The sequence below is a fragment of the Pseudomonas sp. PAGU 2196 genome (genome assembly GCF_022179005.1).
In the GTDB taxonomy this organism is placed as follows: domain Bacteria; phylum Pseudomonadota; class Gammaproteobacteria; order Pseudomonadales; family Pseudomonadaceae; genus Aquipseudomonas; species Aquipseudomonas kermanshahensis.
On the sequence record NZ_BNTL01000028.1, the window covers coordinates 1 to 15,627 of the forward strand.

A 15,627-nucleotide genomic window follows, 5' to 3' on the forward strand; every position below is an offset into this window, starting at 1 on the left:
CAGGCATGCGCCCGGGCGCTGTTTGGCTGGGTTGAGGTGGTGGTAAGCCTGGGGTTGTTCGTCAGCGGGCTGCTGTTTGTGCGCTGGAAGTTCCAGTATGAGCGGCGCATGGCGGGCGAAGGGAGTTGATTCAGGGGGCTGCTTTGCAGCCCCTTCGCGGGACAAGCCCGCTCCCACAGAGACCGCGTCGCCCCGACAATCTCAGTGGTTGACGGTATGCGCCAGCATCACCGACAGCTGGCACAGGGGTCGCCCACTCTCGGCATGCCACTGGTTGAACGCCTGCTGCACCAACGCCAGGTCACGCTGGCTGGTCGGCTGTTTGTCGATCACTTTCTGCGCAATCAACGCTGCCGCCATATCCTCCGTCGGGATAAACGTGTCCTTGCCGACCATGCGCAAGAACCGCGGCGCCGATAGGCCACCCAGCTGGTTGCCATGCTTGGCCAGGTACTTCCACAGGCCGACGATATCGGTCACCGGCCAGTCGGCGATGAACGCACCGAAACTGCCCTTCTCCTTCGCCACATCCAGCACCATCTGCGCATTGCGCGGCACGCTCTTGAGCTTGCCCAAGTGGCGGATGATGCGCTCGTCCTGCATCAACCGCTCCAAGTGCTCGGCGCTCATCAGCACCACCTTCTCCGGGTCGAAACCGAAGAACACCTGCTCGAACGCCGGCCACTTGGCATCCACCAGGCTGTGCTTGAGCCCGGCGCGGAACACGCGCAGGGCCAGGGTGGACAGGTAGCGATCGTCGCTGATGTCGCGCAGTTGCGCAGGCGTGCGTGGCTGCGGCAGAAAGGCCTCGAGGGCCTGGGCCGAGCCGAAGCGGTTCAGGCAGTACTCATGCAGCCACTGATAATCGCGCATGGCGTCAGATGTTCAGCACATCGAGGAAACGCGGCGTGGCGTTTTCGTCGATCTTCAGGCTGGTGAAGTCGAACAGGTTACGGTCTGCCAACTGCGACGGCGCGACGTTCTGCAGCGCGCGGAAGATGCTTTCGGTGCGGCCCGGGTGCTTGCGCTCCCACTCCACCAGCATGTCCTTGACCACCTGGCGCTGCAGGTTCTCTTGCGAGCCGCACAGGTTGCACGGGATGATCGGGAATTCACGCATGTCCGAGTAGGCCTGGATATCCTTCTCGCTGCAGTAGGCCAGCGGGCGAATCACCACGTTACGGCCATCGTCGGCACGCAGCTTGGGCGGCATGCCCTTGAGCGAGCCGTTGAAGAACATGTTGAGGAAGAACGTCTCGACGATGTCGTCGCGGTGGTGCCCCAGGGCCATCTTGGTCGCGCCAATTTCGTCGGCGAAGGTGTACAGGGTGCCACGGCGCAGGCGCGAACACAGCGAGCAGGTGGTTTTGCCCTCGGGCACCAGTTCCTTGACCACCGAGTAGGTGTCTTTCTCGACGATGTGGTACTCGACGCCCAGCTCTTTGAGGTAGGCCGGCAGCACGTGCTCGGGGAAGCCCGGCTGCTTCTGGTCCATGTTCACCGCCACGATCTCGAACTTGATCGGTGCCACCTTCTGCAGGTGCAACAGAACGTCGAGCATGGTGTAGCTGTCCTTGCCGCCGGACAGGCAGACCATGACCTTGTCGCCATCCTCGATCATGTTGAAGTCGGTGATGGCTTCGCCGGCGAGACGACGCAGGCGTTTTTGCAGTTTGTTCTGGTTGACCGAGAGGGTGCCCATAGCGCTTGGATCCGCGAGGTGTGACAAAAGCCGACTATTTTACGCACAAACTACGCGGCGCTGTAGGCATTCCGATAAAGACTTCGTTGTAATCAACAGCACGCCTGACAGCGCAATTTGCTCTAAAAAGCACGGTTTGTGCCGGTAACCGCTTCCTATACTGCGACATAAGGCCACATTACCGCTTGCATCGGTGTTCGGGCCTCGGGCCGCTTGCGCTCCATCTGGGGGGCGTTTGGCAACATTGAGAGGAGTGATCGGCATGATTCATCACGTTGTGGGGCTGTTTACCCATCCCGATCAGGAGTGGCGGGAGATTCGTGGCGAAGAAGAAACCATCAGCCACATGTACCTGACGCACACCTTGATCCTGGCGGCGATCCCTGCCGTTTCCGCATTCATCGGTACTACCCAGGTGGGCTGGGTGATTGGCGACCGGCCGGCAGTGATGCTGACCATGGAAAGCGCAATCTGGATGAGCATCATGTCCTACCTGGCGATGCTCGCCGGGGTGGCGGTGATGGGCGCGTTCATCCACTGGATGGCCCGCACCTACGATGCCAACCCCTCCATGGCGCAGTGCATTGCCTTTGCCACCTACACCGCCACCCCGTTGTTCCTTGGCGGCCTGGCAGCCCTTTACCCGCACCTGTGGCTGGGCATGCTGATCGGCACTGCGGCCATTTGTTATACCGTGTACCTGCTGTATGTCGGCTTGCCGACGTTCATGAACATTCCGTCCGATGAAGGCTTCCTGTTTTCCAGCTCGGTGCTGGCGGTGGGCCTTGTGGTGCTGGTAGCGATCATGGCCGCTACCGTGATCATCTGGGGACTGGGCGTGGGGCCCGTCTATACCAACTAGCGCGATAACTACACAGAACCAACACTGGGGCATCAAGTCAGAGGCCGCCGCAAGGCGGCTTCTGGCTGTGTGCTGACCGGTGGCTCGGCAAGCCGCCAGGGCTTGCGGCATAATGCCTGGTCAGGAGAATTACCCCGCCATGCCCGAGCTGCTCAAACAACGCGTCGAAACCTGTTACCAGCAAGCCGAAACCTTCTTCAAACGCCCCTTCCCGCGCCCGGAAATCAGCTTCAAGCTGCGCGGCCAGAAGGCCGGCGTCGCTCACCTGCACGAGAACCTGCTGCGCTTCAACCTGCAGTTGTACCGCGAAAACCAGGAGGACTTCCTGCGCCAGACCGTGGCCCACGAGGTGGCGCACCTGGTGGCTCACCAGCTGTTTGGCGAGCGCATCCAGGCCCATGGCGAGGAATGGCAATTGATCATGCGAGGGGTGTATGAATTGCCGCCCAACCGCTGCCATAACTACGCAGTGCAACGGCGGGTGGTCACGCGCTACATCTACCGCTGCCCCTGCCCGCAGAGCGACTTTCCGTTTACTGCTCAGCGGCACAAGCTGGTGCGCCAGGGGCGGCGCTACCTGTGCAGGCGGTGTCGGGCGATATTGGAATACAGCGGCGAGACGCGTGTCGAATAGGCCAGACAGGCCAAGGGGGCCGCTGCGCGGCCCATCGCAGGCAAGCCAGCTCCTACAGGTATGTGCGATCCTGTAGGAGCTGGCTTGCCTGCGATGGGCTGCGCAGCAGCCCCAATTCCAGCTGATGAAGCTTAACGGCGGGTTACTTCTCGACGAAGGCGCGCTCGATCAGGTAGTCACCCGGCTCGCGCATGCGGGCAGAGACTTTCAGGCCGAAGCTGTCGAGCACTTCGCTGGTTTCGTCCAGCATGCTTGGGCTACCGCAGATCATCGCACGGTCATCCTGCGGGTTGATCGGCGGCAGGCCGATGTCGCTGAACAGCTTGCCGCTGCGCATCAGGTCGGTCAGGCGGCCCTGGTTCTCGAACGGCTCGCGGGTCACGGTCGGGTAGTAGATCAGCTTGTCACGCACCGACTCACCGAAGAACTCGTTCTGCGGCAGGTGCTCGGTGATGAACTCGCGATAGGCCACTTCGTTCACGTAACGCACGCCGTGAACCAGGATCACTTTTTCGAAGCGCTCGTAGGTTTCCGGGTCCTGGATGACGCTCATGAACGGCGCCAGGCCAGTGCCGGTGCTCAGCAGGTACAGGTGCTTGCCCGGGTTCAGGTCGTCGAGGACCAGGGTGCCGGTAGGCTTCTTGCTGATGATGATCTCGTCGCCTTCCTTCAGGTGCTGCAACTGGGAAGTCAGCGGGCCGTCCGGCACCTTGATGCTGAAGAATTCCAGGTGCTCTTCCCAGTTCGGCGAGGCGATGGAATAGGCGCGCATGAGCGGGCGGCCGCTTTCCTGCTGCAGGCCGATCATCACGAACTGACCGTTCTCGAAGCGCAAGCCCGGATCACGGGTGCACTTGAAGCTGAACAGGGTGTCGTTCCAGTGGTGCACACTGAGGACACGTTCGTGGTTCATGTTGCTCATCGATGGGGCTCCTGAAGAAAGACGCAGCGCGCGCAAGACGCGCAGTTGCGCGATAGTTTAGGGGCAGCGACAATATCTGTTAACTGAATTATCAAGATATGTGTTATCGGTTATATAGATATGCGATTCACTCTCCGTCAGCTTCAGGTGTTCGTCGCCGTAGCCCAGCATCAAAGCGTCTCTCGGGCCGCTGGCCTGCTTGCGCTCTCGCAGTCGGCCGCCAGCACGTCCATCACCGAACTCGAGCGCCAATCCAGCTGCCAGCTGTTCGATCGCGCCGGTAAACGCCTGAGCCTGAACGCCCTGGGCCATCAGCTGCTGCCACAGGCTGTCGCCCTGCTCGACCAGGCCAAGGAAATCGAAGACCTGCTCAACGGCAAGTCCGCCTTCGGCTCGCTGGCGGTGGGCGCCACGCTGACCATCGGCAACTACCTGGCGACCCTGCTGATCGGCAGCTTCATGCAGGTGCACCCGGAAAGCCAGGTCAAGCTGCATGTGCAGAACACAGCGCATATTGTGCAACAGGTCGCCCATTACGAAATTGATCTGGGTCTGATCGAAGGTGATTGCAACCACCCGGACCTGGAGGTTCAGCCTTGGGTCGAAGACGAGCTGGTCGTGTTCTGCGCGCCCCAGCACCCACTGGCAACGCTGGGCAGCGCGAACATTCAAACGTTGTCGCAGGAGGCCTGGATCCTTCGCGAGCAAGGCTCCGGCACGCGCCTGACCTTTGACCAAGCCATGCGCCACCACCGCGCCAACCTCAACATTCGCCTGGAGCTCGAACACACCGAGGCCATCAAGCGTGCAGTGGAATCTGGCCTGGGCATCGGCTGCATTTCGCGCCTGGCCCTGCGCGATGCCTTCCGCCGCGGCAGCCTGGTACCGGTCGAAACCCCGGAGCTGGACCTGATGCGTCAGTTCTATTTCATTTGGCACAAGCAGAAGTACCAGACCTCGGCCATGCGCGAGTTTCTGGAGCTATGCCGCAACTTCACCGCGGGCTTCACCCGCAGTGATGAGATCGTCTTGCCGCCTATTGCCTAGAGCAGAATCACGCCCCAGACCAGCGCAACCATGGTGAGTGCCACCAACTGCGCGGCGCTGCCCATGTCCTTGGCGTTTTTCGACAAGGGGTGACGCTCCAGCGAAATGCGGTCGATGGCAGCCTCTACCGCCGAGTTGAACAGCTCGACGATCAAGCCCAGCAGGCACACCGCGATCATGATCGCCCGCTCCGCGCGGCTGACCGGCAGCCAGAAGGCGGTCGGGATCAGCAGCACATTGAGCAGTACCAGCTGACGGAACGCGGCCTCGCCCTTGAAGGCGGCGCGCAAACCATCCAGCGAGTAGCCGGCGGCGTTGAAGATACGTTTGAGGCCGGTCTGGCCTTTAAATGGCGACATGTGCGTCACTTCACCGATGAAAGGCCGGCAGACTAGTCCAGCTGGGGTCAAAAAAGCGTGAAGAAGCAGCCAGTTAGTGGCTGGCAACCGATTCAAGTTGTTGCAGCAGCAAGGCCGCCTGGGTGCGGGTGCGCACGCCCAGCTTGCGGAAGATCGCCGTCACGTGGGCCTTGATGGTGGCCTCCGAGACACTCAGCTCATAGGCGATCTGCTTGTTCAGCAAGCCTTCGCAGACCATGGTCAGCACGCGGAACTGCTGCGGCGTGAGGCTGGCCAGGCCTTCGCTGGCCGCTTTGGCTTCAGCCGAAACGTCGACTTTTTCGAAGGCTTGCGGCGGCCACCAGACCTCACCGTCCAACACCTTGCGCACGGCGTCTTGAATCACTTCCAGCGGGCTGGATTTGGGAATGAAACCACTGGCACCAAACTCGCGGGACTTCACCACGACGGCTGCCTCTTCCTGCGCCGACACCATGACCACGGGGATCTGCGGGTATTGCCCACGCAGCAGGACCAGCCCGGAGAACCCGTAGGCGCCCGGCATGTTCAAGTCCAGCAGGACCAGATCCCAGTCGGCTTTTTCGCTCAGTCGGGTTTCCAGTTCGGCAATGCTCGCCACTTCAACCAGGCGTACATCGGCGCCAAGGCCGAGGGTAACAGCCTGGCGCAGGGCGCCACGAAACAGTGGGTGGTCATCGGCAATCAGGATTTCGTAAGTGGCCATCGATCTAAGGATCCTGTTCTGTGCCAGGCGCTGCGGGGTAGTAAGGGCGCTTGGCGGAAAGGCACGGCGAAGTCCGGGGTAACGGCACCTTCGGCGTGCCCGAATCGGCGCCAAGGATGCCGAGCACGGTCGGGGTGGTCAAGCCAATTGCCCTGCCGCACTCGCCCACCCTGGCTGCCAGCCCCGACATTATGAACCAAACCGGCCCGACTGCCCCTTGGACTATAGGAAGGTATGCAAACGCTGATGCGCGTCGTCCTGTTCATCCAGCGGCAAATGCCGCTTGGCGCTCAGGTAGTGCAGGCTGAACACGTCCAGGTAAGCGTCCAGAGCCTGGGAGGCGCGCTGGTCGCCGGCCAGTTCCAGGCACATGGCCGCCACTTCCGCCGTGCAGAAGTGATCGTCACGTTTGGAACGGCGCAGGCGGTAGCGCGACATCTGCTCGGCCTCCAGGCTCAACACCGGGAAGCGGTCCAGGTAGGGGCTCTTGCGGAACATCTTGCGCGCTTCGGTCCAGGTGGCGTCCAGCAGGATGAACAACGGCCGCTTGCCGGGTTCGCGCACCACCTCGTTGACCACCCGCTCCTGGGCAACGAACTCGCCAGGGAAGACGATATAGGGCTGCCACTGGGGCTGTTCGAGCAGCGCCAGCAGGTTGTCGTCCACCGCAGTACGCTGCCAGCCAAAGGCCGAGGTGTCCTCGACCAGGTCGGCGATCAGCCAACCGGTGTTGGTCGGCTTCAGTGGCTCGGTGTCGTGCATCAGCAGGCACACGCCCGACTCCGCCGGCACCCGGGGCTTCCAGGCGCACAGGCAATGGCTGGCAATGACCCGGCAATGCGGGCAACGGACGGCCCGTGAACCACGGGCAATGAACGGCTTGTTGCTGCGGGCCAGGCGTTCGGCGCGCAAGCGCGCTACCGCGTGGCTCATGCTGGCAGGCCTTTGAACAGGTTGAAAATGCACACTGCGACGGCTCGGATACACAAAACGCAAGTCTACCAGAGCAGGCGTCATTTGCCGTGCAGCGGGACGGGCTGGCCCCTTATAATCGACACTTTGGCGAGCCTGACGCGCGCAAAAGAGCGCTTCAGGGAACGCCACCTGCCGGCGCATGTCAAACCGCCAGTCATTGAACCAGGAGAGATACATGCTGCGTCTTATCGTCCCGACCCTGAGCCTTTTGCTCACCCTGCCCCTGGCGGCCCAGGCGGCGTCCAAACAGGACTACGACCTGAACAAGATGCTGCAGAAGGTCGCTACGGAAAGCAGCGTCGGCACGCCGCGCGCCATCAACGAAGACATCCTCGACCAGGGTTATACCGTCGAAGGCAAGGCGCTGGTCAACCACCTGAGCGTGCGCCAGAGCCACGCCGAGCGCATGCAGGCCAACCCCGAGCAAGTGCGCAGCCAGTTGGGCGACAGCGTCTGCCGTAACAGCGGCTTCCGCAACCTGATGTCCAAGGGCGCCGTCATGGTCTATCGCTTCACGATCTACAAGACCAACCAGCCAGTCATGGACCAGGCATTTGACGCCGCCAGCTGCGTCGCGGGCAGCAAGAAGAAGTAAACCTAGACCACGGGGTGGTCATCAGGGGCGCGCCACTGCTCCTCCTCGGCATCGGCGCGCAACTCTGCCAGAAGCGCTTGCAGGTAGCGTGACTGGCACTCCAGCCCCGAAAGCCTGCGACGGCACTCTGCCTCAAGGCTCAGGTGATGCACCTGAGCTGCATGTTCCAGCTGCTGATACAGCTGCCGGTCCACTTCGATGGTCAAGCGATGCATACCGCCACCTCCTGCATCGATACGATTCGCTTTCCCAGTTAACCAAACCCTCACCCCCGTAGGCTGCGCGCCGACGAGCGGCGTTCGCCATCACTTCGGCACGATCAGGCGCAACGGTCTAGATTGATAGCGAGAGCGCCAAAAACGCCCAGATGGATTTTTGCCACTGCACCATGGCCTTGAAGGCCTACTGCAACGCTCGAGATACACACTCGAGCCTGAGCAGCCAGCGACGCACGCAGTGTCGCGGCCGGGACACACCATCGACCCGGTCAGAGGTTTTGCTGCAGAAGGAGACGTTGAATGCCTTACCAACCCAACGAGCTGTTGTTCAATCACTTCAGGGACAACAACATCGACCTGAGCAAGATTGACGAACAGCTGCAACTGGTTGCACCAAACAGCCCCAACTTGCCGCTGTACCGGGACATGATGCTGACCATCCTGCGCATGGCCCACGACGACACGGATCGCTGGAGCGCCAAGATCACCCTGCAGGCGCTGCGCGAGCTTGATCATTCATTCCGCGCCCTGGAGCGCTACAAGGGCCGTCGCAAGGTCACGGTGTTCGGCTCGGCCCGAACCCCGCTGGAACACCCGATGTACGCCTTGGCCCGGGAACTGGGCGCCACCCTGGCACGCTCCGACCTGATGGTCATCACCGGCGCTGGCGGCGGCATCATGGCAGCGGCGCATGAAGGGGCCGGCAGCGATCACAGCCTGGGCTTCAACATCACCCTGCCGTTTGAACAGCATGCCAACCCCACGGTGGATGGCACCGACAAACTGCTGCCGTTCCACTTCTTCTTCATTCGCAAGCTGTTCTTCGTCAAGGAGGCTGATGGGCTGGTGCTCTGCCCTGGCGGCTTCGGCACGCTGGATGAAGCACTCGAAGTGCTCACGCTGATCCAGACCGGCAAGAGCCCGCTGGTGCCGGTGGTGTTGCTTGACTCACCCGGGGGCACCTTCTGGCGCGACTGCCTTGATTTCATCAGCCGTCAGCTCGAAGAAAACCGCTACATCCTGCCCAGCGACCTCAAGCTGGTGCGCCTGGTGCACAGCGCCGATGAGGCGGTGGAGGAAATCAACCAGTTCTACAGCAACTACCACTCCAGCCGCTGGCTGAAAAACCAGTTCGTGATCCGCATGCATCACCCGCTCAGCGAGGCGGCGCTGTACGACATCCAGGAGGGCTTCGCCGATTTGCGCCTGAGCGGCAAATACCATCAGCACGCCGACAGCGGCGCGGAACACGAGGTGGGTAATTTCAGCCATCTGACCCGGTTGTCGTTCGCCTTCAACGGCCGCGACCAGGGCCGCCTGCGCGAACTGGTGGACTTTATCAACCTACCGGAGAACTGGGCCAAGCCTCAGCCTATGCACACGACTCAGCGGGCCAGGGAGGCGTTGAAGGTTAGTTGAGCGTCGGAGCAACCTTGTGGGAGCTAGCTTTCCAGCGATCACCGGCGAAGCCGGCTCTCACACCGTTTTAGTAGTCGTCGAGATCCCGACCGCTGAGCAGGCGGCCGATCATTTCCAGGGAGAACCCACGGTAGGCAAGGAATCGGGTTTGCTGGGCACGGCTGCGGGGGTCATGCGGGCGTTGCCCGGCAAACTTGCGTTGCCAGACATCCATCAAACGCTGCGCCCAATCCACACCGCTTTCCCGTAACGCCTGATCGATATCGCCACGGTCCAGGCCACGCTGGCCCAGCTCTTCGCGTATACGCGCAGGGCCATAGCCGGAATTGGAGCGGTACCTGATGAAGCTTTCGAGGTAGCGGGCTTCGCTGAGCAACCCTTCTTCGGCGAGCCGATCGAGCTCAGGCTCGATCATCTCATCCAGAGCGCCTCGCTGACGCAGTTTGCGCGTCAGCTCGACGCGACCATGCTCACGTCGCGCGAGCAGGTCCATGGCTGTCCGCCGAATGGCGACGGGGGTGTCGAGTACGGCGGACATAGTCGCTATCTACAACAGTGATCAATAACCGGCGTCGGCATCAGCCACGTCGTCGGCACTGGCTTCGGCAGCGGCAGCCTTGCCCGCTTCGGCGGCAGCACCAGCTTTGAGCAGCTTCTCGCGGATCTGCTTCTCGATCTCGGCACCAATGGCCGGGTTCTCAGCCAGGTACTTGGCGGCGTTGGCTTTGCCTTGGCCGATCTTGTTGCCCTGGTAGGCGTACCAGGCACCGGATTTCTCCACCAGACCCTGAGAAACACCCAGGTCGATGATTTCGCCGTTGCGGTAGATACCCTTGCCGTAGAGGATCTGGAACTCGGCCTGACGGAACGGCGGCGAGACCTTGTTCTTGACGATCTTGACGCGGGTTTCGCTGCCGACCACTTCGTCGCCTTCCTTGACCGCGCCGGTACGGCGGATGTCCAGGCGCACAGAGGCGTAGAACTTCAGGGCGTTACCGCCGGTGGTGGTTTCCGGGCTGCCGAACATCACACCGATCTTCATACGGATCTGGTTGATGAAGATGACCAGGCAGTTGGCGTTCTTGATGTTACCGGTGATCTTGCGCAGCGCTTGCGACATCAGACGAGCCTGCAGGCCCACGTGCATGTCACCCATCTCGCCTTCGATCTCGGCCTTGGGCACCAGGGCTGCCACGGAGTCGACGATGATCACGTCGACCGCGTTGGAGCGCACCAGCATGTCGGTGATTTCCAGCGCCTGCTCACCGGTGTCTGGCTGCGACACCAGCAGGTCGTCGACATTGACGCCCAGCTTGCCGGCGTATTCCGGGTCGAGGGCGTGCTCGGCGTCGACGAAGGCGCAGGTGGCGCCGTTCTTCTGGGCTTCGGCGATGACCGACAGGGTCAGCGTGGTTTTACCCGAGGACTCCGGGCCGTAGATTTCGACGATACGGCCTTTTGGCAGGCCGCCAATGCCGAGGGCGATGTCCAGGCCCAGGGAACCGGTGGAGATAGCCGGGATGCCGGTGCGCTCGTGGTCGCCCATGCGCATGACTGCGCCTTTGCCGAATTGGCGTTCGATCTGACCCAGGGCCGCAGCCAAGGCGCGTTTCTTGTTGTCGTCCATTGAAACCCTCACGTGTTCGACTTGGCCCTGATGGCCGGAATACCTGTATAAGTAGCCAGTATTATTCCACAGCGAAGCGCGCGCGCAAACCCCTGTCGTCGATTTACTCGGCACCAAGCTGTAACAAGCCGTCTAACGCGGCGATCACCGTTTGTCGGCGCACCGCATCACGGTCGCCGTCGAACTGGCGGCGCTCGCTGAAGACACGGCTGCCATCGGCCCAGGCCAGCCACACGGTACCCACCGGTTTTGCCGGCGAGCCACCGTCCGGCCCGGCCACACCGCTCACCGCCACCGCAAAGCGCGCGCCGCTGGCCGCCTGCGCCCCGCGGGCCATGGCTTCGACCACCTCCTGGCTGACCGCCCCCACCTGGCCGAACAGTGCCGCGGGCACCCCCAGCTGGCGGGTCTTCTGGGCATTGGAGTAGGTCACGTACCCGGCCTCGAACCAGGCCGAACTGCCGGGGATACGGGTAATGGCCTCGGCGATGCCACCGCCCGTGCAGGATTCGGCGGTGGTCACCTGGGCATTGAAGCGGCGCAGGTGCTCGCCCAGGCGGGCGGAAAGTGCGGTGATCGGGTCCATGTCAGGCTCCTTGAAGACTGCGCACTACCCTACCACCCCATGCGCGGCGCGGCTTCAGGAAACCTTCAGGCTATCGCGGGCAATGGCGCTGAACGCACGCTCGTCGCGCCGCCCAAGACGCGGTAGGCCGGCTGGCCAGCCCTGGGTCCAGTCCAGGCCACGCAAATGGCGCATGTCCTCAATCGCCGAACGCCACCAGACCACCTTGCAGGCGCGCTGGTAATCGTCGCTGCCGATGACACTGCCATATAAAAGCTTGCGGCCGACACCCCGGAGCTCTGGGGGCACGCGCGTAAGGCTCCACTTGACCGAAAGGCGGTTGAGCCAGGATGGCACCGGGCGATGCGCAGGCACCTTCAAGGCCAGGCCAGGCATCTTCGCCGTAAAGCGCTCGCCGTGGCGGGCGAAGAAAATCTCCAGAATGGCGTGGATGTACTGCTTCATCGCAAAGTAGTGGCTGATCACGCCACGCGCCTGGTTGATCTGCGCGCCCTGCAACTCGAACGAAAAGGCGATCTGCTCGATGGTGTGCAACTCACGGGCGTAAGGCGTCCACGCATCGATGCGCTGGATGGCCCGTTCGGCAATGCCGGCATTCTCACGGGTGAAGCCCAGGACACCGCTGTTGCACAGCCGCAGGTCGTCGCTCGGCACAGCGCCCGCACGCGCAAGCCCTGCGCTGAAGCCGAGGTAGTCCTCACGGTGCGACGCCTCGGCCCAGCTCATCTCGACCTCGTCCACCAGGTACTGCCCGGCATCCACCTGGCCAAACAGCTTCAGCGGTGACTGCAGGAACACCGTGTCGGTGTCGATGAACACAGTCTTGTCCGCCCACTGCCCAGCCTGCGCAATGGCGCAGGCCTTGCGCCGATGGGTGTAGCCGCCCTCCCCGGTCCAGGCTTGCAGGGTCGCGTCATCCAGCGCGATCACCTCTACCGGCCAACCGGCGAATGCCTGCGGCTGGTCGGTCAACACACGAATCACCGGCAGCTCCGCCGGCTTGCAGCGCGCCAGGGCGGTGAGGATGCTGAGCTTGGCTTCCAGCTGGTAAATCCGCCGATCACCGTACAGGAGGTAGATCAGTTGCTGCTTTACATAAGGGATACGGCTGGACAGGTTCATCACTACGTCACGGCTAGGGGCATTCAAAAAGGCCGCGCATTCTAGTGCAGTCAAGGACGAAGCTCCATGATGGCCCGCCGAACTGCGCGCACATGGCCCACTGCGGCCGCCTGCATCTGGATGAAAAAGCCTGTACCATTGCCGGTTTTACCATCGCCAACCAGATCACCCGCTGTAAGGCCCTGAATGTCAGATCTCTCCGCACACACCCCGATGATGCAGCAGTACTGGAAGCTGAAAAACCAGCACCCGGACCAGCTGATGTTCTACCGCATGGGCGATTTCTACGAGATCTTCTACGAAGATGCGAAGAAAGCCGCAAAACTGCTGGATATCACCCTGACCGCGCGCGGCCAGTCGGCCGGCCAGTCCATCCCCATGTGCGGCATTCCGTTCCATTCGCTGGAGGGCTACCTGGCCAAACTGGTCAAGCTCGGCGAATCGGTGGTGATCTGCGAACAGATTGGCGACCCGGCAACCAGCAAGGGCCCGGTAGAGCGCCAGGTGGTGCGCATCATCACCCCCGGCACGGTCAGCGACGAAGCACTGCTCGACGAGCGCCGCGACAACCTGATTGCCGCGCTGCTGGGCGATGAACGCCTGTTTGGCCTGGCGGTGCTGGACATCACCAGTGGCAACTTCGGCGTACAAGAGATCAAAGGTTGGGAAAACCTGCTGGCCGAGCTCGACCGCCTCAACCCGGTCGAACTGCTGATCCCCGACGACTGGCCACGCGACCTGCCGGCCGAAAAACGCCCTGGCGCACGCCGCCGCGCCCCGTGGGACTTCGACCGCGATTCGGCGCGCAAGGCCCTGTGCCAGCAATTCGCGACCAAGGATCTCAAAGGCTTTGGCTGCGACAAGCTGACCCTGGCCATCGGCGCCGCCGGCTGCCTGCTGACCTACGCCAAGGAAACCCAGCGCACCGCCCTGCCACACCTGCGCAGCCTGCGCCACGAGCGCCTGGACGACACAGTCATCCTGGATGGCGCCAGCCGCCGCAACCTGGAGCTGGACGTTAACCTGGCGGGTGGGCGCGACAATACCCTGCAGTCGGTGATCGACCGCTGCCAGACCGCCATGGCCAGCCGCTTGCTGACCCGCTGGCTGAACCGCCCACTGCGTGACCTCAAGGTCCTGCAGGCGCGTCAGGATTCGATTCGTTGCCTGCTCGACGGCTACCGTTTCGAAAAACTGCAGCCGCAGCTCAAGGAAATTGGCGATATCGAGCGGATCCTCGCCCGTATCGGCCTGCGCAATGCCCGCCCACGCGACCTCGCACGCCTGCGTGATGCCCTCGGCGCCCTGCCCGAGCTGCAAAACGCCATGGCCGAGCTGGAAGCCCCGCACCTGGCGCGCCTGGCCGCCATTACCGGCACCTACCCAGAGCTGGCCAGCCTGCTGGAACGGGCGATCATTGACAACCCGCCCGCGGTAATCCGTGACGGCGGCGTGCTCAAGGCCGGCTACGACAACGAGCTGGACGAGTTGCTGGCGATCAGCGAGAACGCTGGCCAGTTCCTGATTGACCTGGAAGCCCGTGAAAAAGCCCGTACCGGCCTGGCCAATCTCAAGGTCGGCTACAACCGCGTGCATGGCTACTTCATCGAGCTGCCGACCAAGCAGGCCGAACAAGCCCCGGGCGACTACATTCGCCGCCAGACCCTCAAGGGTGCGGAGCGCTTCATCACCCCAGAGCTCAAGGCGTTCGAGGACAAGGCACTGTCGGCCAAGAGCCGCGCCCTGGCCCGCGAGAAGATGCTTTACGATGCCCTGCTCGAAACCCTGATCAGCCACTTGGCACCGCTGCAAGACAGCGCCGCCGCCCTGGCCGAACTGGACGTGCTGAGCAACCTCGCCGAGCGTGCCCTGAACCTCGACCTGAACTGCCCTCGCTTCGTCGACGAGCCGTGCTTGCGCATCGACCAGGGCCGTCACCCGGTGGTCGAGCAGGTGCTGACCACGCCGTTCGTGGCCAACGACCTGAACCTGGACAACAGCACCCGTATGCTGATCATTACCGGCCCGAATATGGGCGGTAAATCTACCTACATGCGCCAGACCGCCTTGATCGTGCTGATGGCGCACATCGGCAGTTTCGTGCCGGCAGCCCAGTGCGAGCTGTCGCTGGTCGACCGCATCTTCACCCGCATCGGCTCCAGTGACGACCTGGCCGGCGGGCGCTCGACCTTCATGGTCGAGATGAGTGAAACCGCCAACATTTTGCACAACGCCACCGACCGCAGCCTGGTGCTGATGGACGAAGTCGGCCGCGGCACCAGCACCTTCGACGGCCTGTCGCTGGCCTGGGCCGCCGCCGAGCGCCTGGCCCAGTTGCGTGCTTACACGCTGTTCGCCACGCACTACTTCGAGCTCACTGTACTGCCGGAAAACGAGCCGCTGGTGGCCAACGTGCACCTGAACGCCACCGAGCACAACGAGCGCATCGTCTTCCTGCACCATGTGCTGCCAGGCCCTGCCAGCCAAAGCTACGGCCTGGCCGTGGCCCAACTGGCCGGCGTGCCCACACCGGTCATTCAGCGCGCCCGCGAGCACCTGGGCCGCCTGGAAACCGCGAGCCTGCCGCACGAGCAGCCGCTGGGCAAGCAGGCCAAGGATGAGCCACACGTCCCGCACCAGAGCGATCTGTTCGCCAGCCTGCCACACCCGGCCATCGAGAAGCTGGGCAAGCTGGACCTGGACGACATGACCCCGCGCCAAGCTATCGAAATGCTATATCAACTAAAGAACCTGTTATAACGGCGCCCACTACAAGCTGGTAGAATCCGCCGCGGTTTGCTGGTGCTGCAGGTTATTAGCCTGGCCTGCAGCCAC

Annotated in this window: 17 protein-coding genes and 1 pseudogene; 7 read left to right on the plus strand and 11 right to left on the minus strand. The window is 62.6% G+C overall.

What is annotated here, in order from left to right; all coding sequences use genetic code 11:
* Positions 1 to 129: pseudogene (locus MFF34_RS21525) on the plus strand (DUF2069 domain-containing protein); the annotation flags it as partial.
* A 72-nt stretch (positions 130 to 201) separates the two neighbouring features.
* On the opposite strand, the gene MFF34_RS21530 reads toward MFF34_RS21525, so the two are convergent.
* Both MFF34_RS21530 and ttcA read right to left on the minus strand, forming a co-directional pair.
* The gene (locus MFF34_RS21530; RefSeq protein WP_099428499.1) at positions 202 to 873 is read right to left on the minus strand and encodes a DNA-3-methyladenine glycosylase I; all 672 of its coding nucleotides are present in this window, start codon (positions 871 to 873) and stop codon (positions 202 to 204) included.
* 4 nt (positions 874 to 877) lie between these two features.
* The gene (gene ttcA, locus MFF34_RS21535; protein ID WP_027595836.1) at positions 878 to 1,702 is read right to left on the minus strand and encodes a tRNA 2-thiocytidine(32) synthetase TtcA; all 825 of its coding nucleotides are present in this window, start codon (positions 1,700 to 1,702) and stop codon (positions 878 to 880) included.
* Positions 1,703 to 1,964: 262 nt separating this feature from the next.
* Between ttcA and MFF34_RS21540 the strand changes: the two genes are divergently transcribed.
* Complete coding sequence (locus MFF34_RS21540) at positions 1,965 to 2,564, plus strand: Yip1 family protein (RefSeq protein WP_027595835.1); 600 nt, start codon at positions 1,965 to 1,967, stop codon at positions 2,562 to 2,564.
* Between the two features lie 139 nt (positions 2,565 to 2,703).
* Entirely contained in the window at positions 2,704 to 3,198 is a 495-nt protein-coding gene (locus tag MFF34_RS21545; RefSeq protein ID WP_027595834.1) for a SprT family zinc-dependent metalloprotease, read from the plus strand.
* A 142-nt stretch (positions 3,199 to 3,340) separates the two neighbouring features.
* Here MFF34_RS21545 and fpr read toward each other — a convergent pair whose 3' ends face one another.
* Positions 3,341 to 4,120 (minus strand): ferredoxin-NADP reductase, encoded by a 780-nt coding sequence (gene fpr / locus MFF34_RS21550; protein ID WP_016501130.1) that lies wholly within the window; start codon positions 4,118 to 4,120, stop codon positions 3,341 to 3,343.
* 120 nt (positions 4,121 to 4,240) lie between these two features.
* On the opposite strand from fpr, the gene finR reads away from it, so the two are divergent.
* Positions 4,241 to 5,167 carry a LysR family transcriptional regulator FinR gene (gene finR / locus MFF34_RS21555; protein WP_027595833.1) on the plus strand — a complete coding sequence of 309 codons (927 nt, stop codon included), beginning with the start codon at positions 4,241 to 4,243 and terminating at the stop codon, positions 5,165 to 5,167.
* Here the strand turns inward: finR and MFF34_RS21560 are convergent.
* The 3 genes from MFF34_RS21560 to MFF34_RS21570 form a co-directional block, all read right to left on the minus strand.
* Positions 5,164 to 5,526 carry a diacylglycerol kinase gene (locus MFF34_RS21560; protein WP_027595832.1) on the minus strand — a complete coding sequence of 121 codons (363 nt, stop codon included), beginning with the start codon at positions 5,524 to 5,526 and terminating at the stop codon, positions 5,164 to 5,166. The two genes, finR and MFF34_RS21560, sit on opposite strands and share 4 nt — an antisense overlap.
* A 73-nt stretch (positions 5,527 to 5,599) precedes the next feature.
* A complete protein-coding gene (erdR, locus tag MFF34_RS21565) occupies positions 5,600 to 6,250 on the minus strand; it encodes a response regulator transcription factor ErdR (RefSeq protein WP_027595831.1) in 651 nt (216 codons plus the stop codon).
* A 222-nt stretch (positions 6,251 to 6,472) separates the two neighbouring features.
* Positions 6,473 to 7,183, minus strand: a complete 711-nt coding sequence (locus MFF34_RS21570) for a tRNA-uridine aminocarboxypropyltransferase (protein ID WP_027595830.1) — start codon at positions 7,181 to 7,183, stop codon at positions 6,473 to 6,475.
* A 217-nt stretch (positions 7,184 to 7,400) separates the two neighbouring features.
* Between MFF34_RS21570 and MFF34_RS21575 the strand changes: the two genes are divergently transcribed.
* Positions 7,401 to 7,820: a quorum-sensing-regulated virulence factor family protein gene (locus MFF34_RS21575; RefSeq protein WP_238216372.1), complete on the plus strand. Its 420-nt coding sequence runs from the start codon at positions 7,401 to 7,403 to the stop codon at positions 7,818 to 7,820.
* 2 nt (positions 7,821 to 7,822) lie between these two features.
* On the opposite strand, the gene MFF34_RS21580 is transcribed toward MFF34_RS21575, so the two are convergent.
* The gene (locus MFF34_RS21580; protein ID WP_085272754.1) at positions 7,823 to 8,035 is read right to left on the minus strand and encodes a hypothetical protein; all 213 of its coding nucleotides are present in this window, start codon (positions 8,033 to 8,035) and stop codon (positions 7,823 to 7,825) included.
* Between the two features lie 303 nt (positions 8,036 to 8,338).
* Here MFF34_RS21580 and MFF34_RS21585 point away from each other — a divergent pair, with 303 nt between their 5' ends.
* The gene (locus tag MFF34_RS21585) at positions 8,339 to 9,457 is read left to right on the plus strand and encodes an LOG family protein (RefSeq protein WP_085272753.1); all 1,119 of its coding nucleotides are present in this window, start codon (positions 8,339 to 8,341) and stop codon (positions 9,455 to 9,457) included.
* Between the two features lie 67 nt (positions 9,458 to 9,524).
* Here the strand turns inward: MFF34_RS21585 and recX are convergent, their stop codons facing one another.
* The 4 genes from recX to MFF34_RS21605 all read right to left on the minus strand — a co-directional run bounded on the left by recX (position 9,525) and on the right by MFF34_RS21605 (position 12,846).
* Complete coding sequence (gene recX, locus MFF34_RS21590; protein ID WP_027595826.1) at positions 9,525 to 9,995, minus strand: recombination regulator RecX; 471 nt, start codon at positions 9,993 to 9,995, stop codon at positions 9,525 to 9,527.
* A 21-nt stretch (positions 9,996 to 10,016) separates the two neighbouring features.
* Positions 10,017 to 11,084 (minus strand): recombinase RecA, encoded by a 1,068-nt coding sequence (gene recA, locus MFF34_RS21595; RefSeq protein ID WP_027595825.1) that lies wholly within the window; start codon positions 11,082 to 11,084, stop codon positions 10,017 to 10,019.
* Between the two features lie 103 nt (positions 11,085 to 11,187).
* Entirely contained in the window at positions 11,188 to 11,670 is a 483-nt protein-coding gene (locus MFF34_RS21600; protein WP_085272752.1) for a CinA family protein, read from the minus strand.
* Positions 11,671 to 11,724: 54 nt separating this feature from the next.
* Positions 11,725 to 12,846: a hypothetical protein gene (locus tag MFF34_RS21605; protein WP_225876685.1), complete on the minus strand. Its 1,122-nt coding sequence runs from the start codon at positions 12,844 to 12,846 to the stop codon at positions 11,725 to 11,727.
* A 132-nt stretch (positions 12,847 to 12,978) separates the two neighbouring features.
* Between MFF34_RS21605 and mutS the strand changes: the two genes are divergently transcribed.
* Positions 12,979 to 15,552: a DNA mismatch repair protein MutS gene (gene mutS / locus MFF34_RS21610; RefSeq protein ID WP_027595822.1), complete on the plus strand. Its 2,574-nt coding sequence runs from the start codon at positions 12,979 to 12,981 to the stop codon at positions 15,550 to 15,552.
* Positions 15,553 to 15,627: the final 75 nt, after the last annotated feature.

Coding starts and splice junctions, on each gene's coding strand:
- erdR (WP_027595831.1), bottom strand. CDS start 6,250: ATGGCCACTTACGAAATCCTGATTGCCGATGACCACCCACTGTTTCGT.
- ttcA (WP_027595836.1), bottom strand. CDS start 1,702: ATGGGCACCCTCTCGGTCAACCAGAACAAACTGCAAAAACGCCTGCGT.
- MFF34_RS21560 (WP_027595832.1), bottom strand. CDS start 5,526: ATGTCGCCATTTAAAGGCCAGACCGGCCTCAAACGTATCTTCAACGCC.
- MFF34_RS21580 (WP_085272754.1), bottom strand. CDS start 8,035: ATGCATCGCTTGACCATCGAAGTGGACCGGCAGCTGTATCAGCAGCTG.
- recX (WP_027595826.1), bottom strand. CDS start 9,995: ATGTCCGCCGTACTCGACACCCCCGTCGCCATTCGGCGGACAGCCATG.
- MFF34_RS21545 (WP_027595834.1), top strand. CDS start 2,704: ATGCCCGAGCTGCTCAAACAACGCGTCGAAACCTGTTACCAGCAAGCC.
- finR (WP_027595833.1), top strand. CDS start 4,241: ATGCGATTCACTCTCCGTCAGCTTCAGGTGTTCGTCGCCGTAGCCCAG.
- mutS (WP_027595822.1), top strand. CDS start 12,979: ATGTCAGATCTCTCCGCACACACCCCGATGATGCAGCAGTACTGGAAG.
- MFF34_RS21570 (WP_027595830.1), bottom strand. CDS start 7,183: ATGAGCCACGCGGTAGCGCGCTTGCGCGCCGAACGCCTGGCCCGCAGC.
- MFF34_RS21575 (WP_238216372.1), top strand. CDS start 7,401: ATGCTGCGTCTTATCGTCCCGACCCTGAGCCTTTTGCTCACCCTGCCC.
- MFF34_RS21585 (WP_085272753.1), top strand. CDS start 8,339: ATGCCTTACCAACCCAACGAGCTGTTGTTCAATCACTTCAGGGACAAC.
- MFF34_RS21540 (WP_027595835.1), top strand. CDS start 1,965: ATGATTCATCACGTTGTGGGGCTGTTTACCCATCCCGATCAGGAGTGG.
- recA (WP_027595825.1), bottom strand. CDS start 11,084: ATGGACGACAACAAGAAACGCGCCTTGGCTGCGGCCCTGGGTCAGATC.
- fpr (WP_016501130.1), bottom strand. CDS start 4,120: ATGAGCAACATGAACCACGAACGTGTCCTCAGTGTGCACCACTGGAAC.
- MFF34_RS21600 (WP_085272752.1), bottom strand. CDS start 11,670: ATGGACCCGATCACCGCACTTTCCGCCCGCCTGGGCGAGCACCTGCGC.
- MFF34_RS21530 (WP_099428499.1), bottom strand. CDS start 873: ATGCGCGATTATCAGTGGCTGCATGAGTACTGCCTGAACCGCTTCGGC.